The following is a 26,804-nucleotide window of genomic DNA, read 5'->3' on the forward strand; positions in this document are numbered from 1 at the left end:
AAGACTTTTAATCTATCATATCATGCTCTGTAGTAAAATTCCCTAACAATTACTTGACGGAACGTATTTTTTTTCATATGATATTTATAATCAATGAGAATAATTATCAATATTACTTATACATAACATTTATATAAAGGGGCGAACAATGATGGTAGCAGCATTTATTGGTGGCACAGTTGTTATTTATGCAGTCGTAATGAAGCAAGTTTTATCAAAATCTACTGCACATTTGCGTTAACAGAAAAAATCTTCCTAGAATAGGAGGATTTTTTTTTTATAGTCGTGTAGAATAAGAGGAAACGTGACTAAAATGTGAACAACAGTCAACTAACGGAACAAAGGAGTTTGAGTAGGGTATGGCAACTTTTGAGGAAAAAATTCAATTGCTGTTAAAGCAAACAGCGCTGAATTATATGACCTATAAGCGCAATGAAGATGATGAACGTATGGCGAAGTCGGTATTATTTGCTGACAAATTGATTAAAAAAGAATTTACAATTGGTTTTGCGGGACACTTCTCTGCTGGTAAATCAAGTATGATCAATGCATTAACAGGGGACCAACTATTACCATCAAGTCCAATTCCAACAAGCGCAAACGTTGTAAAAGTGCGTAAAGCGGTAGACGATTATGCAATCGCTTACTTAGTTGATGATGAACCAGTAAAGTTTGATGCAGATTATGATATTAAAACGGTGAAAGAATTTGCTAAAAACGGTGCCTTAGTATCGCAAATTGAGATTGGGCATAGCCAATCTGTGCTACCAGAAGGTGTCACAGTAATGGATACACCAGGTGTCGATTCAACAGATGATGCGCACCGTATGTCAACTGAATCAGCACTACATTTAGCCGACATTGTGTTTTATGTGATGGACTATAATCACGTGCAATCAGAGTTGAATTTCCAATTTACGAAAACATTAATGAAATACAATCCAAACGTCTATTTAATCGTTAACCAAATCGATAAACATAAAGATGCTGAATTATCATTTGAAGACTTTAAGGAATCAGCACGTCAATCATTTGCAAATTGGGGCGTTGTACCAAAAGGTATGTTCTTTACGTCATTACGCGATGTTAACAATCCAAACAACGACTTTGAGCAAGTGAAGAGCATTGTCATGGATAGTATGGATGGCTGGCAAGATTCACTTGTGAGTAATGGTGAAAACACATTGAAGCAATTACTTGCAGAGCATGAAGCCTATTTAGCACAGCAAAAACAAGAAATTTACGACAATAGCTTAGATGTTGTGACAGAAGATGACTGGGTGCGCAAAGATGATATTTTAGCAGAGTATGATACCGTTGTGCGCCAATTGGAATTGTATTCAGTTGATGAGTGGGAAATTAACTACAATACAAAAGTAGATGAATTGCTAGAAAATGCGGTATTAATGCCATTTGAATTGCGCGATTTACTTGGTAAATATGCTGAGTCCAAACAAGCGGACTTTAGTGTCGGCGGTTTCTTCGGTAAGAAAAAGAAAACAGAAGCAGAACGCGAAAAACGTCAACAAGAATTATATGCAAAATATAAAGAAGTAGTCGGCGCGCAAATTTCGGGTCATATGTTAAATATTATGAAGCAATCATTAAAAGATATCGGTGCTTTAAGCGATGCAGAGTCTTTAGCAATCGATGATTTCACATTCGATATTCCATTTAGTGTCATCGAAGGGGAAGTACGTACGAATGCGGTAGCTGGTGATGCATTATTAAACTTTGCTAATCGCGTCGTATCGGCAACACGCATTTGGTTCAAGCGCGAAACAGATGATTGGAAACAACATAAAAAAGCATTAGTTGAAGAGCTGTCAATGACGCATATTGAGCCATTGAAAAAGAAAAAACGTACATTAGAAGAAAAAGTAACAATCATTCGCGAATATAACAAAGTAGAACAACAAGAAAAACACTTTGCTATTCAACAAACAGTTGATATTCGTACGCTAAATCAAGAGGCGGATAAATTAACGAACAATTGGATTAAAGAACGCCGTGAAGCGTATGATAAAATGCGTCACTTCGACCCATCGATGCTCGCACAAGAGGAAGAAGCAGTAGCAGTTGAAGAGATTGAAGAATTAACGCAAGGGGAATACAATGTCCAATTAGCAGCAACGATTGAACATGCGCTCCATACGGCCAATGCGGTTGAACCAATTGATGGCTTTGAAGAAGTATCAGCATACTTGAAAAATAAAGTGGCGCGCTTAAAAGAAAAAGATTTTACCATTGCGTTATTCGGTGCATTTAGTGCGGGTAAATCATCATTCTCAAATGCATTAATGGGACAAAAAGTTTTACCTGTATCACCAAACCCAACAACTGCAGCTATCAATAAAATTCGCCCTGTATCACCAGCGCATCCTCATGAAACAGCCGATGTCGTGTTAAAAACTGTAGAACAAATGACCGAAGATATTATTGCGTCTTATGGTGAAATTGGCGTAGCGGTTACATCATTAGAAGATGCGTTTAACAAAGCGCAGCAAGCATTAGATGTCGAATTAGTCGATGAACGTTTACACGTGCACAAATCATTCGTGCGTGCATTCCGCGAAGGCTATCCATTATTTAAAGATAAGTTAGGTACGGTCGTACGCGCCAACTATGAAGATTTTGAAAAATTCGTGGCACAAGAAAACCGTTCTTGCTTCGTTGACAATATTGATTTTTATTTTGATTGTGAATTAACGCGTATGGGTGTGACATTAGTTGATACACCGGGGGCAGACTCAATCAACGCACGTCATACAGGTGTTGCATTTGAATACATTCGTAACGCCGATGCGATTTTATTTATCACATATTACAACCATGCCTTTGCACGCGCAGACCGCGAATTCCTAATTCAATTAGGTCGTGTGAAAGATGCCTTTGAATTAGATAAAATGTTCTTCGTTGTGAATGCTATTGACCTTGCGTCAGATGATGAGGAGCGCGATGCAGTAATCGATTATGTACGCAGTGAATTATTGCGTTTTGGTATTCGCAAACCACGCTTATTCGGTATTTCAAGTTTATTAGCATTAAAAGAAAAAGTGGAACATTCAGATCATGCATCTGGCATGCAGCCGTTTGAAGAAAACTTCCATAACTTCTTAGAAAATGAGTTAACAGCCATTGCTGTACAAGCATTAGCAGAAGAAACAGAAAAAACAGAAGCGCGCTTATCATCATTAATTGAGCAAACCGAACTAAACTTAGCGCGTAAAGATGAACGTTTAGAAGAACTTGCGAATCTTGAAACATTCATTAAAAAATATTTCAGCCAATCAGCTGCTGCAGTTATTGAAAAAGATGAAGCAAACGAACAAAAAGACTTATTGTATTATGTTTTACAACGCGTGTATTTACGCTATACAGATTTCTTTAAAGAATCTTACAACCCAGCGGTATTTAACACAAAATCAACATCGGCAGCACTTGATTTTGCCTTGAAAGAATTAGTGGCGTCATTAAGCTTCGACTTTGAACAAGAAATGCGTGTAACGAACTTCCGTTTATCAAAATTCTTAGTCGCACGCTTTAAAGATCGCTATACGACAGATGTACGTAAAATGAAAGACATGAACGACAGCTTTTCATTCATGCCGTTTGAGTTAGAAGATCCTGAAATTCTAGAATTTACAGGTCCATTTAATGACCATAATCGTTATAAAGAAGTGAATAAATTATTCAGAAACTCCAAAGCATTCTTTGAGAAAAATGAACGTTTTATGTTACGTGATAAATTAGAAGAAGTATCAAAACCAGATGCAAAAATCTACTTAGATGAGCAAGGCGAGCGCATGACTGAGTGGGCACAAGCCATCATCACGGAGCAAGCGGATGCTTTACGTACAAATCTTGAAAAACAAGCAGTACGCCAAATTGAAACAGAACGCAATTTATTACAAGAAGAAAGCAAGCTCGCTGAATGGAAAGGAATTTATGACAATCTAGTAGTAGGGGTGCATTAATATGACAACAGTATTAGTATCAGCAAACGCGCTTCAACAGCCCGCACATTTTCTTGACGCGCGCTTTAATTTGGCGGACCCGCAAGCAGGACAGCAACAATTTTTAACAGGACATATCAACGGTGCGCGCCATATTGATATTGAACGTGATTTATCAGATATGACTTCAACAGCAGGCAGACATCCAATGCCGTCGAAGGCGCAGCTAGAGGCGGTCGTTCATCGTCTAGGGTTAACGTATGACCAACCAATTTACATTTATGATGATGGCGGTCAACCGTTTGCAGCTCGCGCGTACTTTATGTTGCAGTATGCAGGCTTTACGAATGTTTACATCGTAAAGGAAGGTTATAAAGGTCTTATCGCTGCAGGATATGGCGTAACAACGGCTGTTGAGTCAACAATGACGACGATGCCTATTCAATGGAATGATGCGCTATCTGTTGACCGTGCACACGTAAAAGAGGTAGCGCGTGGCAAAACATCAAAAGTGTTAGTAGATGCGCGTTCGGCGGTACGCTATCGCGGTGAGCACGAGCCGATTGATCCCGTAGCAGGTCATATTCCAACAGCGCGTAACTATGATTGGGAGCAATTAGTAGAGGACGGACAGTTGACGGCGAATGATACGCTGACTAATATAGTGTCAAAAGATGAGCATATTATCGTTTATTGTGGCAGTGGCGTAACAGCGTCACCATTATATGCGATGTTAAAGCAACTAGATTATCCGCATGTGCAAGTATATACGGGAAGCTTTAGTGATTGGATTAACGAAGAACCTGTTGAACAAAGCGAATAATAAAATGTAATAGTAAAGTAAGTGGAGCTGCACAATTGTGTGTAGCTCCATTTTTGTGAATAGAAGGAGCGAATTGTACGTGAAACAACCAAAAGTTATTTTTTTTGATATCGATGGGACATTAACGAGTAGTATCACAGGGGAAATTCCACAAAGTGCCATCGATGCATTGCATAAACTACAACAGCAAGGGATTGAAGTTGTGGCGGCGACAGGTAGACCGTACTCAATGTGCCATGACTTAGAAGCAATAGGATTTAAAACATTAATAACAGCGAACGGGGCATATGTTCGCCACCACGGTGAAGTGCTTTACGGGGCGGATGTTGCTACGAATTTTCAGCAGCAAATGCTAAGCATGGCAGCACAATATCAGCATGCGATGACATTTTATTGTGATAAATTTTACTATAATGGCATTGAGACGGCACAGTTAAAAACGGCGTTGCATGAAGCATTTATGCTAGAATCGGTGCCGGAAGTATTGCCGCATGTTGCGCATCGTACAAATCTTATGTGTTTAATTGCCACAGATACGCAATTAGCACCATATAAACAAGCATTTCCAAATATTACGTTTCAACGATGGCACGAGACAATCGTCAATATTTTAGTGGAACCTGTATCAAAGTCACGCGCGATTCAAGAAGTATTAAACGTGTTGCAATATGATAAGGAACAAGCCATTGCTTTTGGCGATGGTTATAACGATATGGATATGTTAGAGTATGTAGGTTTTGGTATTGCAATGGAAAATGCTCCGGATGCTGTTAAAGCATATGCGCAGTATGTAACTGCAAGCGCACATGATGATGGCATTCTGAAAGCATTGCAAAAATTGCATATCATTGAAAATATTCTCGTATAAGTTAACGTCATTTCTATTTGTTTTCATAAAAAACCAGTCATTTACACAGTTTTTTCTTTCATTTTCATATCAAAGGTGTAAAATAAGAGGTACATTTTAGAAAAGAAAGTGGGAGCACAATGGATGGCGAAATGATTAGTAAAATCTTATCCATTATTTTACTTGATATCGTATTAAGTGGTGACAATGCAGTCGTTATCGCACTTGCATGTCGTAAACTAGCACCAGAGCAACGTAAAAAAGCGATTTTAATTGGTACGGCAGGTGCTATAGGATTGCGTATCATTTTAACGATTATTGCTGTATGGATTTTAGGAATTCCATTCGTAAAATTCATCGGTGGTTTATTATTATTATATATCGCATGGGATTTATTAAAAGCAGGCGATGAAAATCCAGATGTTAAAGGGAACACAGGTCTTATGGCAGCAGTTCGTACGATTATTGTTGCGGACTTTGTTATGAGTTTAGACAATGTTTTAGCAATTGCAGGTGTAGCAGATGGTCATGTAGGCCTTGCCGCATTAGGTTTATTAGTTAGTATTCCAATTATTATTTTTGGTAGTCAAATTATTATGAAATTGATGGAAAAATTACCGATTCTCGTATGGCTTGGAGCATTATTAATTGCGTATACAGCAGGGGAAATGATGGTTAGCGATAAATATGGTCATAAATATTTAGTTGACGCTTTATTCCCACAAATGGACTGGATTGTACCAATTGCGATGATGGTGATTTTAGTTGTATTAGGTTTATGGGCAAAATCACGCCAAACGCGCCGTATGACATCTGGGTCATAATATAAAAAAGCGAGTCTCTAAAGAGGCTCGCTTTTTTTGATTTAGGCATTGATTTCAGCTGTTAATTCTTCCAATTGATCAACAAGGCTACCGATAAATGCAATAGTATCTTTCAATGGTTGGTCAGTTGTAATGTCTACACCGGCTGTTTTAGCTAATTCAACAGGCGATACAGAACCGCCTAGTTGTAATGTTTTTAACCAATCGGCTACAGCTGGTTCGCCTTCATGTAAGATGCGTTGAGATACTTGTGTAGAAATGGTTAAACCAGCGCTATAAGTGTATGGATATAACCCCATATAATAGTGTGGTTGACGCATCCATGTTAATTCAGCACCATCATTAATAATAATATCTTCGCCCCAGAATTCCTCAAGCACTGAACGGAATAATTGATTAAGTGTTGTCGCATTCACTGCACCACCATTGTCAATTAGTTCATATACTTTACGTTGATAAGCTGCTTCAAGTAAATGCGTCACGAAATTATGGAAGTATGTGCGTGCGATAATTGTTGAAATGACCCAACGTTTAAAGCGCGCATCCGTTGATGTTTTTAATAAATGATTCGCCATTAACATTTCGTTCATCGTTGACGGAGCTTCAACAAAATAAGTAGATGCTTCACTATTAAACAACGTTTGTGCGCGTTGCGCGTTACGAAAATGACCTGCATGACCTAATTCATGAGCAAGCACGAACACTTCATTCATACGGTTCGTCCATGAGATTAAAATATACGAATGATGACCATAAGGACTTGCGCAAAAAGCACCGGTTGATTTTCCTTCATTTTGTGCGAAGTCAATCCATTGGTTATCGAACGCTTCGTCAATCATCGTTAAATAATCATCTCCTAAGACGGCCAACGCTTTTTTCAAATAATCACGAGATTCTTCGACAGTAATCGTTGGTTCAAATTCAGGATCTAGCGATATTTTTAAATCTGCTACGGTAATCGACTCAAGGTCATGCGTTTGTTGTAATAATTTGGCGTAGCGGCGCATATGTGGCGCTAATTCCTTCATCGTTAAATCGATTTGGCGATTGTACAAGTCGCGATTTACTTCTTGGTCGGCCAATAAATAATCAATAACCGAATCATAGCCACGTAATGTTGCGATTGTTTTTTCTGTTGTAACATGCGTGTTGTATGTCTTCGCTGTCGTATTTTCAAATTTCTTTAATTCAGCTGAAAATGCATCAAACGCTGCACGACGAAGTGCTGTACGATCTTCAACTTCCCAATCTCCTTCAAATAAATTGTAGCTATTTGGGTACTGTTTGCCTTCCACGTTAAAGTCAGGAAATTGAATATCCATTAACTTTGTTGTGTTATAGAGGCTGTAAGGCGCATTTATCGTTTCTTGTAGTGCAGCAAGTGTCTTTTCTGCTTGCGGGTGTAGTAAATGTACTTTGCGGTCTAATAAACGCGTGATGTAGTGTGCATAGTTAGAGTCTAACATTTGAGCTTGTTGTAACGTATCTGTAGGGAGTGCCAAAATATCGCTGTCGACAAATGATAATAAGGCGGTGATTTTTGCTAGCGTTTGAGCCGTTTTGGCATAGCGTTCTTCAGCAACAGTGTTTGTAGCATCTGTTTCAGGGTCTAAAAAAGCAAACTCTACATACGGTGTTAAGGCCGTATTAAACGTTTCATAGTCTTTAATTAACGTAATGATATCTGCCGCAGATTTTACGTTGCCGTGCCAAGTTGTTTCCAACGTTTGAGCCTTCGTTAAAAATGTTGGTAATGCTTCATTAAATTGTTGCTCTGTTGCAACAAGATGACGCAAATCCCATTTTTCATTTTCAGGAATATCTTGTCTTTTACGTACGCTTTGTACCATTGTCCATCTCTCCTTTATAATTCGAAAGTCGAATTATTTTTATTATATATGAATATTCTAACTTTTTGAATAAAAGAAAAGTAGCTATGATGCAAAATCATCATAACTACTTCGTTATAGTGGTTTATTTCGTTAACATAATTTGTTCTAATTCAAGTGCATTGATTAGGCGTTCGCCTTGATAGACGTGCATATTATTAGCAGATATTTCATTGATTAATAAAATTTCGGCATTTTGCGAATCACGCCCAAATTCTAGTTTAATATCATATAATTCTAGTCCCTTTTTAGCTAAATCCATGCGAATAAATTCCGATACATCACGTGCTAAATTTTTTATAAAATTATATTCACGTAATGTCATAATGCCGAGTGCCTCTAATGTATCAGGCGTAATTGGTGGTAACTCTTCGTGCTCATCTTTGAGTACCATTTCAACTAATGTGTCGAGTTCTTCACCATGCTCAATGAACTCATTATAGCGCGCCTCAAAGGCCCCAATCGCGCGAAAACGACAGATAACATCTACGCCGTGTGTCCCAAATGGTGTCGTATCTTTGACGCTAATAGCTGTGTGCTCAGCGTCAACTGCAATGAAATGCGTTGGCACATCGATTGCATTTAATTTTTTGAAAAAGTAGGCAGATAACTGCGTATTGGACAATGCAGCACCTGGAACTGTTTTTAAAATGGATTTTGCAGCAGGTTCAAAGACACCATTTTCCCCAGTAACGGCATCAGTGAACTGAATTTGTAACGCTCCAGTTGGTAGACGGTAAATATTTTTATTTTTCCCTTTGTAAATTAATTCCATCGAAATCACTCCTCCCATCTATTCGTATTGTAATCGATTTCAAAGTAGAATGTCTTAAAAAGAATAAAAGAAGGAATTTTATGTAAAAACGACAAAAAAAAGAAAGTACGTTTTTATAACGTACTTTCTTTAAACAGCATATTTAATAGAAATCAACTGAATTTCGTGTATTAATTCGTGTATTAACTAGAATACACCTTGAGCTAACATTGCTTCTGCAACTTTTACAAAGCCAGCAATGTTGGCACCTACTAATAAGTTTCCTTCGTGACCGTAACGTTTTGCAGCAGCACTTGATTCATTATAAATATTTGTCATGATGTTGTGTAATTTTTGATCTACTTCGTCAAATGTCCAGAATTGACGTGAGCTATCTTGCGCCATTTCAAGAGCAGATACAGCTACACCACCAGCATTGGCAGCTTTAGCTGGGCCAAATAATACATCGTTTGCATAATAAACATCGATTGCTTCAAGTGTTGATGGCATGTTGGCACCTTCACCAACTGCTTTCACACCGTTTGCTACTAATGTTTTTGCCGCTTCTTCGTTAATTTCATTTTGTGTCGCACATGGTAGGGCGATATCACATGGAATTGACCAAATACCTGCACAACCTTCAGTAAATGTTGCTTCTGGGTGTGTTTCTACATATTCAGAGATACGTGCTTTACGAACTTCTTTAATGTCTTTTAATGCTTCTAAGTCAATACCATTTGGATCGTGGATATAGCCGCTAGAATCACTTGCACCAACAACTTTTGCGCCCAGTTGTTGCGCTTTTTGGATAGCATAGATTGCTACGTTACCAGAACCCGATACAACAACAGTTTGATTAGCAAACGCTTCACCGATTTCGCGTAACATTTCTTCTACAAAGTATACGCAACCGTAACCTGTAGCTTCTGTACGTGTTAATGAACCACCGAATGTTAACCCTTTACCAGTTAAGACACCTGGCTCGTAAACGCCACGGATACGTTTATATTGTCCAAATAAGTAGCCTACTTCACGACCACCAACGCCGATATCACCAGCAGGAACATCTATATCTTGCCCGATGTGACGGTATAATTCTGTCATGAATGCTTGGCAGAAACGCATGATTTCGTTAGTTGATTTCCCTTTTGGATCGAAGTCAGAACCACCTTTACCACCGCCGATTGGTTGGCCAGTAAGTGAGTTTTTGAAAATTTGTTCGAAACCTAAGAATTTGATGATTGATTCATTTACTGAAGGGTGGAAACGAAGACCGCCTTTATAAGGTCCGATTGCTGAGTTATATTGTACACGGTAACCGCGGTTAACTTGTACTTTTCCGTTATCATCTGTCCATGAAATACGGAATTTAATGATGCGTTCTGGTTCAACGATACGTTCTAAAATGGCAGCATCTACATATTCAGGGTGTTGTTCAAACACTGGTGCTAATGAATAGATGATTTCTTTTGCTGCTTGTAAGAATTCAGTTTCGTGCGCGTTTTGTTCAACTAATTTATTGTAGACGCTATCGATGTAAGCAGTTGCTTCTGAGTTATTTGTTGTTAATGCTGTGACCATTTAAGAAAACCCCCATGTGTGTTAAGTTTTTTGATAGTTCTATCGTAAATGGATTTTTTAAAATTTTCAATCGTCAAAAAACTTAAATAATCAGATAATTTTAAATACATGATAAAATAAAAAAGCTATAAGTTCTCGATTACGATAGGGAAGAATAGCATGAATGCAATGAAAGGACGTAATTAAAAATGCCAAAAATATGTATCGATGCTGACGGATGTCCAGTCGTTAATGAAACGATTGTTGTCGCACAAGATTTGGAAATGAAAGTTGTTATTTTTTGTGATACATCACATGAGATTGTTAGGGAAGGTGCTATGACCGTAACCGTTTCCAAAGGTAATGATTCCGCGGATTTTGCATTAGTAAACAAAATTCAAAAAGGTGATATCGTTGTGACACAAGATTATGGCCTTGCCACGATGGTGTTAGCGAAAAATGGATTTTGTATTGATCAAAATGGGAGAGAATATACCCATCAAAATATTGATAGTTTATTAAATATCCGTCATGTTAGTAAAAAAATTCGACAAAATGGTGGGCGCTTAAAAGGGCCGAAAAAACGTGCAAAAGATGCCAATAAAATTTATGAAATGAAATTTCGACAATTTTGTGAACGAATACTATATATAGATAAAACAGATTGATTACATATCGTTTTGAGATCAATTAATGCATTTAAAGGATATTTAATGTGAAAATTGATGTCATATTTAGCTTCTTTAGAAAATGTCAAGTTTTAGTGAACGACATAAGACGGAAAAATCTGTATGGAAAAAGAATAGATTTTTGTCCATTCATTCCGAAATGAGATTGAAACAATATAAAAAGTAGATGAATCGATAGTTAACAATTTTTTATCGGAGCAAAAAAAGGTATCAAGAACGATTTGGCATGGAATGTGCTTAAAAACGGAGACAACGTAAAAAGAGCAAGACACTTCTAGGGTAAAAACGTTAGAAGTGTTTTTTGATGGGTAAAAAACAAAGATAATAAAATTAACTAATGAGCAAGGTGATGACCTTATGTGAAATTAAAATGAATCACAGATTTATCTAATGAGAGAAATGGTTAAAGACAGGTAGATGGATCGTTTAGAATAGCCTATTGGCCAACAATATCGTTACGGCAAAGGACCTTTCGAAGAAGAACTGAGAGAGCTCGAACAGTTAAAGCGCAAAGTAGGCAAGGAAAAAGGCATTATCATGAGCATGCCACACAAAGGCACGCCCGCTGATAATGCCATCAGTGAACCGTTCAAGAATACATCAACTACTATAATACTATTCGAATGTTGGCAAAGTTAAATGACCTTTCTTCAGCTGAAAAAAAGTGTCTTTTCACTGACCTATTTTAGTAGGTCAGTTCCGAATACCGTAAGTAATTTTCGACATCGACAGGCTATTTTGTATGTTCCTCTAACTCCGCAACAGTTGCTTCGACTTCCGCGCGCGTTAGCTTTTCATTACCGCTTTCCATTGTTTTTAATGTTTTATGAGCGAGTGCTAGTGGGATTTTACAGAACATTAAAATACTACGCTTTTTAATTTGTTTATTGTAGGCATCTGCTTTTGCTAAATTTTCATTGGCATAAGCGAATAATTCCTCGCGTGTCCAATCATCTGGCACAAAGCTGACACCGCGTTCAGCATCTTCTTCTTGATTGCGCAAAATATTAACTGCTTGTAAGCCGCGACCATAACCAATTGCTAGGTCACGATCGGTCTCAATACCGGCGAATGTTTTCCAAATGTCCGATAACATGACGCCAACAAGTCCTGCTACATAATAGGTATAGTCATCTAAATCTTCCTTCGTATGGCATACCCAACCTTTTAAAGCCCATTTCGCCATGCCATCAGCCATTTCAGCAGTGGAAGCAGCCACGCGTCCGCGAATTACTTCTGGACATAACATTAACCAATCATTTAAGCGTAATGTCACTTCAGGTAATAGCTCTTTATATGCTTCCAACTCTTCTAAATAAGCTGCATTATCAAATGTTGGAGCAGTTAATAAAGCAGCTGTTTTTGTAAGCATACGTGCTTTTTCCTCTACGGTAATATCTTCATGATCTTCGATTTCATCAATGGCGCGCATACATAAATAAGAAGTTGCGACTGTTGTTTTCATATCCTTTTCTAAAAATGTAATGGGGATAAAAAATGTACGGCTTGTTGCTTTTAGTACATTCATCGCCTCTTTATATAATTGTTTTTGTTGTACCACAAGGATACCTCCGTTCAAGCTTTTATATTATTGTTTCGTTATTTATCGTACTGCAAAAGGCAATAAATAGACAATGAAAAAACAGATTTTCGAGATAATTTCCATTTTCTGATATAATAATGCCAATTTGATAGCCGCAAGGGGGAACAACGATGAAAACAGTATGGCATGGTGGCACGATTTATACGATGCGTGGTGAAAGTGAAACGGTCGAAGCGGTATTAACAGAAGCAGGAAAAATTATTCAGACGGGGACCTATTCATCGCTGATGTTATTAGCAGATGAACAACAGGATTTAGCTGGCGCTGTGATGTATCCAGGTTTTATTGATAGTCATATTCATTTAATTGGTTATGGTGAACTATTACTAAAACGTACGGTGCAACATGTAACATCAGCGGAGCAGTTTTTAGCAGAAATACGTGAAGAAGCTGCTCAGTTAGATGGTAAGGAATGGCTTTATGTCGATATGTGGGATGAAAATAAAATGGCACGCATTCCTTCTATTGAAGAATTAGATGCAATTTATCGTGGTCCGATGCTGCTGCGCCGCGTTTGTCGACACGTTAGTTTAACGAATCATGCAGGTCTTGAAAAAATGAATATCACTGAACAAAGCGTTGACCCAATAGGTGGCGCATATGGTCGTGATATAAATGGTAGATTAAATGGCTTATTGTACGAAAATGCCAATGATGTATTAGTAGAGTTAGCGACATCAGATGTCAGCGAACAACAGTTAGACAATATGCTTTGTTTGGCAATTGATGATTTAGTAGCGCATGGAATTACTGGGGTACATTCAGAAGATTTAGGGTATTTTGGACATTATACAAAATCCCTTGGGGCATATGAACGTATTATTGGACACCAACGTTATTTCCGGGCTCATATGCTACGGAACCATCGTGTCTTTAGTGACATGATAGCCGATGGTGTGTCATTTACTAATCCATTTATTGAAGCGGGCGCAATGAAAATTTTTGCGGATGGTTCATTTGGTGGCAATACAGCTTATTTACGCGAGCCTTATGAACGAGTGAATACAACGGGGATTCGTATTCATAGCGATAAAGAATTAGCACAGTGGATTGACTTAGCGCGCACGCATAATACAGCTGTGGCTGTTCATGCGATTGGAGATGGTGCGATTGAGCAAGTGATTACGGCGCTAGAGCGAGTGTCTGCCGTGACAATGCGCGATCGCTATATTCACGGTAGTCTTTGCATGCCTGAACAAATTGAGCGTTTAGCTAAATTAAATATTATTGTTGATGCACAACCTGTATTTTTATTGTCAGATATGCCGTGGGTAGCTGAACGTTTAGGACCTGAACGCAGCAAGCATTTGTATCCGTGGAAAGCTTTTCTAGATGCTGGTATCGTGCTTGGTGCGGGTACGGATGCACCAATCGAGCGTATTAATCCATTTGAAACGATTTGGGCAGGTGTGACTCGTAAAAAAATAGATGGTGTCGTTTATCAGCCAGAGCAATGCTTATCGCGTTACGACATGTTATATATGCATACAAGGGGAAGTGCCTATACTGGAAATCAAGAAAACTACCGAGGACAGATTGCACCCCAATACGATGCTGATTTTACAATTATCGACCGCGATTTATTTACGTGTAGTGATGAGGATATTTTGACAACACAAGTCGTTAAAACGGTTGTAGCAGGCCATATTGTGTATGAGAAAAACACCTAATCTCCTGCATGAAATAGTTGCAAATGCACTTATTTCGAATTAAAGTGTAATGGAAGCGAAAAAGGAGTTTATATATGAATACAATAGGTATAGATGCAGGCGGTACATTAACAAAAATCGCCTATACAAACGAAAATAATCAACTGCAAGTGCGCCACTATCCTTCAAATGATTTGGCGCAAGTAGCAGCCTTTATTAATACGCATCCAAAAATTAACACATTAGGGATGACAGGTGGTCGCGCGGAACAATTAAATTTACTCTTAAACGAATCGTTAACGCGTCATTTTGTAGTGGAATTTGAAGCAACTTTTCGAGGTGTTAATGACCAATTAAAACGCCAAGAAGGCAGCCTTGAACGTTGTATCGTAGCAAATATTGGTTCTGGTACTTCTATTCATTACAAAAATGGTGAAGCATATACACGCGTTAGCGGTACCGGTATCGGTGGCGGTACGTTAGTTGGTTTAAGTGCACTTATGACTGGAGAATACGATTATCATAAAATTGCTGATTTAGCAGAGACAGGACATCGACATTCGATTGATTTGATGGTAGCAGATATTTTTGAAGGTATGGAAGTACCAGCACCGCTAGATCCAGATTTAACGGCGAGTAATTTTGGTAAGGTTGGTTTGAAGCCACCGCAAAATTATGCGAAAGCAGATTTGTTAGCGACGACGATGGGCCTTGTTGGCGAAGTAGTTTCGACATTAAGTATTCAATTAGCAGAGCAATATCGTGTTGAACATATCGTTTATATTGGAACAACACTTGATCATAATACGAAGCTGCGTGATGTGATTGCTAGCTATACAAAATTGAAAAAGAAAACCGCTGTCTTTTTAGGTGATGAAGGTTTTAGCGGTGCAATTGGTGCATTACTCTATGCAAAAGAACAAGTAAGTTGTGTGTAATCACATACTATAAAAAAGCAGGGAATCGATTAAAATGATTTCCTGCTTTTTTGATAAGTAGTTAGTTTTTATGAATCGCTTCGCGCGCTAATGCATCGGCTGCTTTATTGTATTCATCAGGAATCCATTTGATGAAAAATAACGGGAACGTATCACAAATGGCTAAGCCTTTTTCAAGTAATGTTTTATACGATTCTTTTTTTACATAACGCTTTTCAATAGAAGCAACGACGATTTTTGAATCGGAGCGGACAGAAACTATCGAAGGTGCGAGCTTCTGCGCTTCTTCCATCGCCCGCACAAACGCTTGAAATTCGGCGTGATGATTATCGGTAATGCCAATTGGTTCACTAACTTTTAAGTGGTGGCCTTCACCTTTAATGAAAATGCCAATCCCGGATGGTCCGGGATTTCCGGCACTGGCCGCATCGATATAAACTTCTAACATACAATCCCTACTTTCGATTAAGCAATGTTACTTGCATCATATCATAGGAGAGAGTAGAATATTAAAATACTTGAAATTGAGGTGATTTCATTGTTGAATCAACAAAAGATTATTAGTGAAATTGATGCAACGATGGAAAAATATTGCGATGGTTGTTTTGTAAAACAACAATTGCGTAAAGATCGTGGCAAGCAAGGCGCCCATCAATTTTGTATTGAATCGTGTACAGTTGGGGAACAATTGCAGTTCTTAGGGCAAGAATTATTAAAAATTTATTCAAAAGAATAAGAAATGAGGCGTCTGGTCACTAATTAGACGCTTTTATTACATCTTGTTGAAAATTCGGAATATTTTTGCAAGAATAATATAAAAATATATATTGACTATTTCAACAATGATTATGTACACTGAAGAAAGACAGATGTTTATTCTAAAAATACAGACGATAAGGATTGATGACATGAAAGTATGTAAATTCGGTGGAACTTCCGTCGCGAGTGCGGAACAAGTAAAAAAAGTAGCGGCAATTGTACAGAGTGATGCAGAGCGTCGCTTCGTTGTCGTATCAGCGCCTGGGAAACGCGATTCGAACGATATTAAAGTAACCGACCTTCTTATTGATCTAGCAAATGCTGTTATCGCCGGTGAAGAAGTAGAAGGGAAAATCGAAGCGGTTGTAAAACGTTATGAAGAAAATGCGCAAGGTCTTGGCTTAGATAAAGAAATCTCGGATATTATCGAAGCGGACTTACGCACGCGCTGTGAGCAGGCGATTAAAGTATCACCTGAATACGTGTTAGATAGCTTAAAAGCAAGTGGGGAAGATAATAATGCGAAGATGATTGCTATGTATTTCAATAGCATTGGTATTGAAGCGCGTTATGTGAGCCCAAAAGATGGTTTAGTTGTAAATGAACCACCTGCGCGTACGATGGCACTTCCTGAAGCATATGATAATTTGAGCGCTTTAAAAGACTCAAATGAAATTATCGTATTCCCAGGATTCTTTGGTTATACAACAGAGGGTGTTCTACGCACATTTGACAGAGGTGGTTCGGATATTACAGGTGCGATTTTATCAGCTGCAGTAGGCGCTGATATTTATGAAAACTTTACAGACGTTGACTGCGTGTTCAGTGCAAATCCCAAAGTTGTAAACAACCCAGCCGAAATTACCGAAATTACTTATCGTGAAATGCGCGAATTATCATATGCGGGATTTTCTGTATTCCATGATGAAGCATTGATGCCTGTATTTAAATTGAAGATTCCAGTAAACATCAAAAATACGAATAATCCAACAGCGCCAGGAACAAGAATTGTTGCTGAAAGTTCAGCTAATCGCCGTCCGGTAACAGGAATTTCTGCTGATGCAGGATTCTCAATCTTGTATGTAAGTAAATATTTAATGAACCGAGAAATTGGTTTCGGTCGTAAATTGCTCCAAATTTTAGAAGAAGAAAATATTTCATATGAACATACACCATCTGGCTTAGATGATATTTCAGTAATTATCCGTAGCCATCAGGTAGATCTCGAAAAAGAGCAACGTATCGTTAAACGTGTGTACGATGAATTACATGCTGATGATGTTCATTTCCGTCATGGCTTCTCAATGATTGTTGTTGTTGGTGAAGGAATGAATAACAATACGGGGTTAGCCGCGCGTGCAGCAACAGCTATTTCTCGTACAGGTGCCAATATTGAAATGATTAACCAAGGTTCATCTGAAGTGTCGTTGTCATTTGGCGTACAACAACAGTTTGAAAACGCGATTTTAAAAGCATTATATGAGGAATTTTTCCAACCAGTAAACGTTTAATAATGAGTTGGAAAAGGGACGCCACTATAAGAGGCGTCCCTTTTTAATTAGGACATAAAAAAATGATGCGGTAAGAATATTTTTTTTGCGTAGATATAAATTGCATTCTCTGCGCATTTTTGATTACATTAATAGTATTACATGTACAGGAGGTGAATTCTTTATCATAGCGATATGATAAAGAACTTATTTGGACGGAGAGATAGTTTGGAAGTTAGTATTGTTTGCGGTATTGATTGCAGCAACAGCATTTTTTGTTTCAACAGAATTTGCTATTGTAAAGGTGCGTTCAACGCGAATTGATCAATTAGTTGCCGAAGGGAATAAAAAGGCACTAAAAGCGAAACAAGTCACAACTCACTTAGACGAATACTTATCGGCATGTCAGCTCGGCATTACCATTACAGCACTTGGATTAGGTTGGATTGGAGAGCCCACTGTTGAAAAATTATTGCATCCACTATTTGAAATAACGGATATTGAGGGAAGTTTAGCTTCTGTTTTATCATTCATTATTGCGTTCTCATTAGTGACATACTTACACGTAGTTGTTGGCGAATTGGCTCCTAAAACATTAGCGATTCAAAAGGCAGAGGCTGTAACATTAGCCTTTGCTGGCCCATTAATGATGTTTTATAAAGTGATGTATTTACCAATCAAATTGTTAAATGGCTCAGCTCGTTTATTGACGGGGATGTTTGGTTTGAAAATGATGTCTGAAAATGAAGAAGTGCACAGTGAAGAAGAATTGCGCTTGATTGTAGCGGATAGTTTTAAGGGCGGAGAAATCAACCCTGCTGAATATAACTATGTGAATCGAATTTTTGAATTTGATGATCGTGTTGCAAAAGAAGTCATGGTACCACGCACAGAAATCATTAGCTTTGATAAAGACATGACATTAACAGAAGTATTTAGCTTAATGGATGTGGAACAATACACACGCTATCCAGTTGTTGATGGCGACAAAGACCATGTGATTGGTTTTGTGAACATGAAGCAATTACTGACAGAAATGATTCGTCATGAGGCGAGTGGTCAAAAAACGGTTGGCGATTTTGTACAGCCTATTATTCAAGTTATTGAAACGATTCCAATCGGCGATTTATTAATCAAATTCCAAGCAAAACGTATTCATATTGCTATTTTACTTGATGAATATGGTGGAACTTCTGGTTTGGTCACAATCGAAGATATTATTGAAGAAATCGTCGGTGAAATTCGAGATGAATTTGATGCTGATGAACTTCCTGAAAAACATGAATTCAATAAAAATCATTTTAATGTTAGTGGTAAATTATTATTAGATGAAGTAAATGATTTAACAGGCATGCAAATTGAAGATGAGGATATTGATACAATCGGTGGTTGGTTTATGGCACATCATAATGATGTCAAACAAGGAGATACGATTGAAGAACAAGGATTCCGTTTCACCGCACTTGATGTGAACAATCATCAAATTGTGCGCATTGATATTAAACGTCTTCCAGAAGCACAACAAAAGATTGAACAAGCTGAAGAAGAATAAACAAGAAAAGGACGAGTTGCTTTCTTAAGCGCTCGTCCTTTTTTATATTTACATGTTAATATTAAATAACCGTTACATTAGCCGCTTGATTGCCACGGTTGCCTTCAACGACATCAAATTGAACACGTTGCCCATCATCTAATGTACGAAAGCCTTCAGCTACAATTCCTGTGAAATGAACAAAGATATCTTCACCTTGATCAGACTCGATAAAGCCGTAACCTTTCACCGTATCGAACCATTTTACCGTACCTTGGTGCATGTGCGTTCCCTCCATATGTCGCCAATTTTCATTATGAGGACAAACCTCTAATGAAACGACTATAGCATGAATTTCTTTTTATTGTCAATTAATTGTGTCGTATAACGATTTCATTGAAGTAGGACATATTTTGTAGTAATGTAAGTCTAGAAAGATTCGAAGTACTCAGATAAAAGAAAGAGGGATCACATATGTCAAACGTTACAACACCGCTATCTGATTTAGAAATTGCTAACAAAGCAACAATGCAACCAATTGATGAAATTGCAAAAGTAGCTGGAATTCCAGCCGCCGCGCTTGAATTATATGGAAAATATAAAGCGAAAATTGATGTGACACAGCTGAAAAATAAAACAGCAGCCGCAAAAGTTGTACTTGTTACAGCGATTAACCCTACGCCAGCTGGTGAAGGAAAATCAACTGTAACTGTAGGTTTAGCAGATGCGTTACACCAATTACAACGAAAAGTGATCGTTGCATTGCGTGAACCTTCTTTAGGGCCTGTAATGGGGATTAAAGGTGGCGCTACAGGTGGCGGTTATGCACAAGTTGTACCGATGGATGAAATCAACTTGCATTTCACAGGTGATTTGCATGCTATTACAACAGCAAATAATGCACTTGCAGCTCTTATCGATAATCATATCCATCGCGGAAACGAATTAAATATTGATCCTCGCCGTATTCTTTGGAAACGAGTACTAGATATGAATGATCGTTCGTTACGGCATGTCATCGTTGGATTAGGTGGTCCTGCACAAGGTGTTCCACGTGAAGATGGTTTTGATATTACCGTTGCTTCTGAAATCATGGCTATTTTCTGTTTAGCAACAGACTATGCTGATTTGAAAAAACGTATCGGTGAAATCGTTATCGGTTACACATACGATAAAGAACCTATTTTTGTACGAGATTTAAAAGTAGAGGGTGCGCTAACATTATTATTAAAAGATGCGTTTAAACCAAACTTAGTACAAACATTAGAAGGGACACCTGCAATTATTCATGGTGGCCCATTTGCGAATATTGCGCACGGCTGTAACTCTGTACAGGCGACACAAACAGCGCGCAAACTTGCAGATATCATTGTTACAGAAGCCGGTTTTGGTGCCGATTTAGGTGCTGAAAAGTTCATGGATATTAAAGCAGTACAAGCAGGATTTAAACCAAATGCTGTCGTGATTGTCGCAACAACACGTGCGTTAAAAATGCACGGTGGTGTCGATAAAAAAGAATTGAAAGCAGCAAACGCTGAAGCAGTTGCTGCCGGTATACAAAACTTAGCAAAACACGTAGACACGGTACGCGCGTTTGGCGTTGAGCCAATCATTGCATTAAATCGTTTTATTACGGATACGCAAGAAGAGTTAGATGTTGTTTTAAACTGGTGTGCAGAGCAAGGGGTTAAAATTGCTTTAACAAATGTATGGGAACAAGGGGGAGCAGGTGGCCTTGAACTAGCACAAGCTGTACTAGATGTTCTAGCAACAGATAATAACTTCAAACCAATTTATGATTTAGAAGATAGCGTTGAACAAAAAGTGCGTGCCATCGTGCAAAAAGTATATGGTGGTGCTGATGTAGCTTTTGCGGATACGGCAAAAAAACAGTTAGCAGATATCGAACGCTTTGGTTGGGACAACTTACCAATTTGCATGGCGAAAACACAATATTCACTATCAGATCAACCAAAATTATTAGGTCGCCCAGAAGGCTTTACGATTACAGTGCGTGAAGTTATTCCAAAACTAGGTGCCAAATTCCTCGTGTGTTTAACCGGCGATATTATGACAATGCCTGGATTACCAAAGGAACCAGCTGCACTTCGTATGGATATTGATGAAGATGGTAATGCGGTAGGTTTATTCTAAAATATATCAAGGCAATCGTCTTTACTTAGACGGTTGCCTTTTTTTAGTAGTAAGTAACCAACACGCTTTTTTTGTATTTCCATGTATAATGGTGAGGATGAGGTGAAAAGATGACAACGACTGAACAATGCACGAAGCTCGTAAAAAAAGTGTACGCTTCTTTTGATGCAAGTCATGATTTTGAACATATTGAGCGCGTACTTGCAACAGCGCGTACGATTGCGGAGACAGAACCAACTGCTAATCTACAAACGATTGAACTCGCCGTACTATTACATGATGTGAGCGATGCAAAATATACTACTTCTAAAGAAACGGAAGCTGCTATTTTAGCGCAACTCCCACTAACGGTAGCAGAACGTCAGCGTGTACAACAAACGATTGCGGCGGTATCGTATCGTGGTGGCCATGAATTAGAAGCAACAACAATTGAAATGAAAATTGTGCGCGATGCAGATCGCCTAGATGCGTTAGGTGCCATTGGCATTGCGCGCGCCTTTGTATTTGGTGGAGCACATGGTAGTCTGATTTATGATGATACAGAAGCAATTCATACATATGAATCGGAAGCGGCGTATCGTAAAAAGAATGGTGCTATTGTAACGCATTTTCACGAAAAATTATTGAAATTAAAAGAGTTGATGACGACAACATACGGAAAAATGCTAGCCAAGCAACGTCATCAATTTATGGTGCACTTTTTACAACAATTAAGCGCAGAAAGAGAAGGTAAATTATGAGTCATTTAATCGTAACGAATTTTACAAAAACAGTAGGCGATAAAACGCTATTTAATACTATTGACTTTACGTTAGTGGAAGGGGAACGCGCAGGATTAATTGGCATTAATGGGACAGGGAAATCGACATTAATGGCGATTTTATCTGGAGAGTTAGAAACCGATACAATTGATATGGATCATCCAAAAAATTATCGTATTGCGTACCTACCACAAAACCCAGTGTTCGATGAGCGTATGACAGTACTGCAAGCCGTTTTCACAGGAGATTCACCAATTCTTACGCTAAATCATGCTTACGAGGAAGCATTGATCGCATTAAATGCTGATCCGATGAATGAACGCTTGCAGCAACAGTTATTTAAGTTACAACAACGCATGGATACGGAAAATGGTTGGGATATTAACGCGCTCGCTAAAACGGCATTAACCAAATTAGGAATTAGTGATTATGAGGCGATGGTTGGGAATTTATCAGGTGGACAACAAAAACGTGTAGCGCTTGCTAAAACATTAATCGAACCGGCAGATTTATATTTATTTGATGAGCCAACGAACCATTTAGATGTAGAATCGACAGAATGGTTAACGGAAATGATTAATCGTTTAAAAGGTGCAGCGATTATTATTACGCATGATCGTTACTTTTTAGACAGTACTTCAACACAAATTTTTGAATTGGCAAATCAATCATTGTATAAACATAGTGGGAATTATGGAGCTTATTTAGAAGCTAAAGCTATTCGTGAAGAAATGGATTTGGCGACAGAAGCAAAAAATCGCAACCGCTATCGTTCAGAGTTAAAATGGATTCGCCGTGGAGCGCAAGCGCGTTCGACAAAACAAAAAGCGCGTATTCAACGCTTTGAAGAGTTGTCAGATAACGTGCAAAAAGATAACTCGAAAACGGATTTAGAAATGAATCTTGCAACAACACGTTTAGGTAAAAAAGTAATTGAAGGTCAACAAGTGACAAAAGGATTTGGCGACAAACAGCTAATTGAATCATTTGATTTCTTATTGCAACAAGGAGATCGTATTGGGATTATTGGACCAAATGGTGCTGGGAAATCGACCTTATTAAAAATGCTAGCAAATGAAATTATGCCAGACATCGGTGTGATTGAAGTAGGATCGACCGTAAAGATTGCACATTTCACACAACATTTACCTGAAATGGACTCACATCAGCGGATGATTGAATATATTCGTGAAACAGCTAATGATATTAAAGATGCAAATGGCGAACACTTTTCAGCCGCAGCAATGTTAGAACGATTCTTATTTCCGATGCATACGCATGGTTCACAAATTGGAAAGTTATCCGGTGGCGAGAAAAAACGTTTGCATTTATTGAAACTTTTAATGGAACAACCGAATGTACTCTTATTAGATGAGCCAACAAATGATTTAGATATTGAAACATTATCTGTACTTGAAGATTTTATCGAGCATTTTGCAGGTGTTGTTGTGACGATTTCCCATGATCGCTTTTTCTTAGATCGTATTGCGAAAAAATTATGGGTGTTAGATGGTCATGGAGGCTTAACGGAGTCTTTAGACGTCTATACTGATTTTTTAGCGAAGCAGCATACAGAAAAGCAACAAGCGCCAAAAGAAGAAAAAGTTGAAAAAGTAAAAGAAAAGCAGCCCAAAGCAGATAAGAAAAAGCTAAGCTTTAAAGAACAAAAGGAATGGCAAGAAATCGAAAGTATCATTGAAGAAGTTGAAAATGCGATTATAGATCATGAAGAGCAAATTTCAAAAGCAGGTGCTGATTTTACGCTATTACAACGATTAACAACGGAATTAGATGCGTTAAATGAGCGATATGAGCATTTAAGTGAACGTTATGATTACCTAAATGATATAGTAAACGGATAAGAGGGGGATTTTTGAATGCATATTAAATCAATTGAACCAACACCAAGTCCAAATACAATGAAAGTTATTTTAGATCAAGAATTACCATTTGGCACAGCACATAATTATAATAAAGAAACTGCCAAAACAGCACCAGAAATTATTCAAGAAATTATGAAAATTGATGGGGTTAAAGGTGTTTATCATGTGGCCGATTTTTTAGCAGTTGAACGTATCGGAAAATTTGATTGGGAAACTATTTTAGTGGCTGTTCGCCAAGCGTTTGGCGAAGATGCAAAAGTAGTATCAGAACAAGGTCCAACAGAACATTTTGGTGAAGCATATGTTCATGTTCAAATGTTTAATGGTATTCCATTGCAAGTAAAAGTTTTTGACAATATGGAAGAGAAGCGTTTTGGTTTATCAACACGCTTTGTTGATGCATTTTCTGAAGCGATGAAAGCAGATGAAAACTATATTATGCAACGCAAATGGGTCGATTATGGTGTGCGTTATGGTAATAAGGACGAAGTAGGTGCTTCATTAGTTCAAGAATTAGAAGCAGCATTTCCTAATAGCCGTATTGCAGAACTTGTCGAAGCAAGCCAAGAGAATCGTACAGTACCAACGGCAAAACGTAAAATTACTTTGGAAGAATTTCAAGTGGATGATTGGGAAAAACGATTCCAATTACTCGACCAAATACCAGACCCTGAAATAGAGGATATTCCAATGTTAGCAGCAGCGTTACGCGACGAAAAAATGTCGATTCGTCGCCTAGCAACAGTATATTTTGGTATGATTGAAGACACGGTAATCGTACCTTATTTAGTGGACGCATTAAATGATAAATCAGCTTCTGTTCGTCGTACAGCCGGAGATTGTATGAGCGACTTAAGTTTTGTAGAGTTTGAAGCGGCAATGCAACACGCGTTGGCAGATAAAAATAAATTAGTTCGCTGGCGTGCAGCGATGTTCTTATATGAAACGGGAACTGAAAAATCATTACCTGCATTAGAAGCGGCAAGCGACGATAAAGAATTTGAAGTAAAATTACAAATTAAGATGGCCATCGAACGTATTACACAAGGTGAAGATGCAAAAGGTTCGATGTGGCGCCAAATGACTGAGATGCGCCAAAATAATAAAAATTAATAAATGTATATAAATAAATTAAAAAAGTAGAAGTCACTCTATCGTGATTTCTACTTTTTTAATCTAATAGCACCATTAAAATAAATAGATGTACAATTTAAATGAATAAAAATACTTGTTTTAAATAAATAAATGGTTAATTGGTCTCTAATTGACAGAGGGTATTGGTGGGTCTATAATAATAAAATGATGAATTCAATATTGTGAGGTGGAAATAATGATTTGCGGAACATGTGCCTGCAAAAAAGACAAGGTGCTTACATCAAAAGTGTATCAAGTAGCAAGAGGGCAACTATTTGTTGTTGATATTCCTGCGACATTTTGTGAATGTGGCATTCATGTCTCACACTCGGTCGAAATGGAACTTGAAGAGTACATAGATGAAAAAAATAGCTCTATAACAGGTGTTGTGCATTTATCTTATAATGAAATTTAATAATAAAAAAGGAGGAATCGCCATAGGGTAATTCCTCCTTTTTCTTTTGGTGTTTATTGCAAAATAAAAGTGCAGACTTGTGCAAAGAATTTGTACAGAGTCCTGCACTATTTTTGTGCATAAAAAAAGACTTGCCAGCCACCCCAAGTCCCTCTACTGTTTAAGGTGTCGAAGCCAAAACAGGGAGGTAAGAAAGGATGCTAGCAATGTCTGAAGTTAATTGTATCAAAACATTACGAAACGAAAAAGGATTATCGATTACTGAAATCGCAAAAACAATGCAAGTCAATTGGCGTACTGCTAAAAAATATGGTGACGGGGATCAGCTCCCTCAAGAGAAAACTCATTTAAAAAAAGGCATGATGTACGATGAAAAATGGGGAGAAATCGTAGTTGATTGGTTAGAAGAAGATTTAAAGCTCAAGAAAAAGTTACGACGAAAAAACAAAAAAATATTTGAGGATCTAGTAAAAGAGGGTTTCCAAGGTTCTTACAGAACGGTTTGTAATTTTATTCAAGAATGGAAGGTGGCACAGGAAGAAGAAGCAGACAAAGGCCACGAACGCTTAGCACATCCAGAAGGAGAAGCTCAAGTAGACTTCGGTATCATGGAGGCAGTTCAAGATGGTGAAATATTGGATGTTCACGCATTAATCATGTCATTTCCAGCAAGTAATACAGCATTTTCCGTACCAATGCCAAGCGAAAATTTAGAGTGCTTTTTAGGAGGACTTCAAGAGTTATTTAAACAGGCTGGAGGCGTTCCTTTGAGCATTCGAATTGATAACTTAACACCTGCGGTGAAAAAGGTGAGAAAAGGCGATTCAGAAGCAGAACTAACAGAAGCCTTTCGACATTTCCAGCAATATTATGGGTTCAAAGTGCAAGTGTGCAACCCACGCAAAGGAAATGAAAAAGGTCATGTAGAAGGTAAAGTAGGTTATGTTCGTTATAACTTCTTTAGCTTACCACCAGTCATAAAGGATCTGGAGGATTTAACAAATCAATTAGAACAACAATTAATCAATGATCGCCAACGGATACATTATAAAAAAGAAGTGCTGATTGATGAGCTATGGCAGCAAGAGCAAAAGCAGTTAATCAAATTACCAGAAGAATCGTATCCAGTATTTAAGCAATTCCTA

The 26,804-nt window shown here is 38.0% G+C and carries 22 protein-coding genes and 1 pseudogene; 17 read left to right on the forward strand and 6 right to left on the reverse strand.

Annotated features, from left to right (window positions below):
- Nucleotides 1-359: 359 nt before the first annotated feature.
- The 4 genes from V514_RS0104075 (at nt 360) to V514_RS0104090 (ending at nt 6,450) form a co-directional block, all read left to right on the forward strand.
- On the forward strand, nt 360-3,977 hold the full coding sequence (locus V514_RS0104075; protein ID WP_029498473.1) for a dynamin family protein: 3,618 nt from the start codon (nt 360-362) through the stop codon (nt 3,975-3,977).
- 1 nt (nt 3,978) lies between these two features.
- Nucleotides 3,979-4,779 carry a sulfurtransferase gene (locus V514_RS0104080; RefSeq protein WP_029498474.1) on the forward strand — a complete coding sequence of 267 codons (801 nt, stop codon included), beginning with the start codon at nt 3,979-3,981 and terminating at the stop codon, nt 4,777-4,779.
- 79 nt (nt 4,780-4,858) lie between these two features.
- Nucleotides 4,859-5,647 carry a Cof-type HAD-IIB family hydrolase gene (locus V514_RS0104085; protein WP_029498475.1) on the forward strand — a complete coding sequence of 263 codons (789 nt, stop codon included), beginning with the start codon at nt 4,859-4,861 and terminating at the stop codon, nt 5,645-5,647.
- Between the two features lie 119 nt (nt 5,648-5,766).
- Nucleotides 5,767-6,450, forward strand: coding sequence for a TerC family protein (locus V514_RS0104090; protein ID WP_029498477.1), 684 nt, complete (start codon nt 5,767-5,769; stop codon nt 6,448-6,450).
- A gap of 41 nt (nt 6,451-6,491) precedes the next feature.
- Here V514_RS0104090 and pepF read toward each other — a convergent pair whose 3' ends face one another.
- From pepF to gdhA, 3 genes are all read right to left on the reverse strand, one after another.
- Nucleotides 6,492-8,300, reverse strand: a complete 1,809-nt coding sequence (gene pepF / locus V514_RS0104095; protein ID WP_029498479.1) for an oligoendopeptidase F — start codon at nt 8,298-8,300, stop codon at nt 6,492-6,494.
- A 124-nt stretch (nt 8,301-8,424) separates the two neighbouring features.
- On the reverse strand, nt 8,425-9,114 hold the full coding sequence (locus V514_RS0104100; protein ID WP_029498480.1) for a phosphoribosylaminoimidazolesuccinocarboxamide synthase: 690 nt from the start codon (nt 9,112-9,114) through the stop codon (nt 8,425-8,427).
- 186 nt (nt 9,115-9,300) lie between these two features.
- Nucleotides 9,301-10,674 (reverse strand): NADP-specific glutamate dehydrogenase, encoded by a 1,374-nt coding sequence (gene gdhA / locus V514_RS0104105; protein WP_029498481.1) that lies wholly within the window; start codon nt 10,672-10,674, stop codon nt 9,301-9,303.
- Nucleotides 10,675-10,862: 188 nt separating this feature from the next.
- Between gdhA and V514_RS0104110 the strand changes: the two genes are divergently transcribed.
- Nucleotides 10,863-11,321 carry a YaiI/YqxD family protein gene (locus tag V514_RS0104110; RefSeq protein ID WP_029498482.1) on the forward strand — a complete coding sequence of 153 codons (459 nt, stop codon included), beginning with the start codon at nt 10,863-10,865 and terminating at the stop codon, nt 11,319-11,321.
- 617 nt (nt 11,322-11,938) lie between these two features.
- A pseudogene (locus V514_RS20885) lies at nt 11,939-12,031 on the forward strand (hypothetical protein); the annotation flags it as partial.
- 44 nt (nt 12,032-12,075) lie between these two features.
- Here V514_RS20885 and V514_RS0104115 read toward each other — a convergent pair.
- Nucleotides 12,076-12,903, reverse strand: a complete 828-nt coding sequence (locus V514_RS0104115; RefSeq protein ID WP_029498483.1) for a squalene/phytoene synthase family protein — start codon at nt 12,901-12,903, stop codon at nt 12,076-12,078.
- A gap of 152 nt (nt 12,904-13,055) precedes the next feature.
- Here V514_RS0104115 and V514_RS0104120 point away from each other — a divergent pair, with 152 nt between their 5' ends.
- Entirely contained in the window at nt 13,056-14,615 is a 1,560-nt protein-coding gene (locus V514_RS0104120) for an amidohydrolase (protein WP_029498484.1), read from the forward strand.
- A 74-nt stretch (nt 14,616-14,689) separates the two neighbouring features.
- Nucleotides 14,690-15,532 carry a type II pantothenate kinase gene (gene coaW, locus V514_RS0104125; RefSeq protein WP_029498485.1) on the forward strand — a complete coding sequence of 281 codons (843 nt, stop codon included), beginning with the start codon at nt 14,690-14,692 and terminating at the stop codon, nt 15,530-15,532.
- Nucleotides 15,533-15,593: 61 nt separating this feature from the next.
- Here coaW and V514_RS0104130 read toward each other — a convergent pair whose 3' ends face one another.
- Nucleotides 15,594-15,980, reverse strand: coding sequence for a ribonuclease HI family protein (locus tag V514_RS0104130; RefSeq protein WP_029498486.1), 387 nt, complete (start codon nt 15,978-15,980; stop codon nt 15,594-15,596).
- Between the two features lie 108 nt (nt 15,981-16,088).
- Between V514_RS0104130 and V514_RS0104135 the strand changes: the two genes are divergently transcribed.
- From V514_RS0104135 to V514_RS0104145, 3 genes are all read left to right on the forward strand, one after another.
- A complete protein-coding gene (locus V514_RS0104135; RefSeq protein WP_407636640.1) occupies nt 16,089-16,268 on the forward strand; it encodes a zinc-finger domain-containing protein in 180 nt (59 codons plus the stop codon).
- A 172-nt stretch (nt 16,269-16,440) separates the two neighbouring features.
- Nucleotides 16,441-17,802 carry an aspartate kinase gene (locus tag V514_RS0104140; protein WP_029498488.1) on the forward strand — a complete coding sequence of 454 codons (1,362 nt, stop codon included), beginning with the start codon at nt 16,441-16,443 and terminating at the stop codon, nt 17,800-17,802.
- A 190-nt stretch (nt 17,803-17,992) separates the two neighbouring features.
- Complete coding sequence (locus V514_RS0104145) at nt 17,993-19,333, forward strand: hemolysin family protein (protein ID WP_029498489.1); 1,341 nt, start codon at nt 17,993-17,995, stop codon at nt 19,331-19,333.
- 61 nt (nt 19,334-19,394) lie between these two features.
- Here V514_RS0104145 and V514_RS0104150 read toward each other — a convergent pair whose 3' ends face one another.
- The gene (locus tag V514_RS0104150) at nt 19,395-19,595 is read right to left on the reverse strand and encodes a cold-shock protein (RefSeq protein WP_029498490.1); all 201 of its coding nucleotides are present in this window, start codon (nt 19,593-19,595) and stop codon (nt 19,395-19,397) included.
- A gap of 191 nt (nt 19,596-19,786) precedes the next feature.
- Between V514_RS0104150 and V514_RS0104155 the strand changes: the two genes are divergently transcribed.
- From V514_RS0104155 to istA, 6 genes are all read left to right on the forward strand, one after another.
- On the forward strand, nt 19,787-21,466 hold the full coding sequence (locus tag V514_RS0104155; RefSeq protein ID WP_029498491.1) for a formate--tetrahydrofolate ligase: 1,680 nt from the start codon (nt 19,787-19,789) through the stop codon (nt 21,464-21,466).
- 110 nt (nt 21,467-21,576) lie between these two features.
- The gene (locus V514_RS0104160) at nt 21,577-22,206 is read left to right on the forward strand and encodes an HD domain-containing protein (protein ID WP_029498492.1); all 630 of its coding nucleotides are present in this window, start codon (nt 21,577-21,579) and stop codon (nt 22,204-22,206) included.
- Nucleotides 22,203-24,089, forward strand: a complete 1,887-nt coding sequence (locus V514_RS0104165) for an ABC-F family ATP-binding cassette domain-containing protein (RefSeq protein WP_029498494.1) — start codon at nt 22,203-22,205, stop codon at nt 24,087-24,089. The genes V514_RS0104160 and V514_RS0104165 overlap by 4 nt, the downstream gene beginning before the upstream one ends.
- Nucleotides 24,090-24,104: 15 nt before the next feature.
- On the forward strand, nt 24,105-25,223 hold the full coding sequence (locus tag V514_RS0104170) for a conserved virulence factor C family protein (RefSeq protein ID WP_029498495.1): 1,119 nt from the start codon (nt 24,105-24,107) through the stop codon (nt 25,221-25,223).
- A gap of 217 nt (nt 25,224-25,440) precedes the next feature.
- Complete coding sequence (locus tag V514_RS0104175) at nt 25,441-25,659, forward strand: hypothetical protein (protein ID WP_029498497.1); 219 nt, start codon at nt 25,441-25,443, stop codon at nt 25,657-25,659.
- Nucleotides 25,660-25,856: 197 nt separating this feature from the next.
- A partial coding sequence (istA, locus tag V514_RS0104180; protein WP_029498499.1) for an IS21 family transposase occupies nt 25,857-26,804 on the forward strand: 948 nt, incomplete at its 3' end.

Origin of the sequence: Kurthia huakuii LAM0618, from assembly GCF_000505545.1 — a bacterium.
GTDB lineage: Bacteria > Bacillota > Bacilli > Bacillales_A > Planococcaceae > Kurthia > Kurthia huakuii.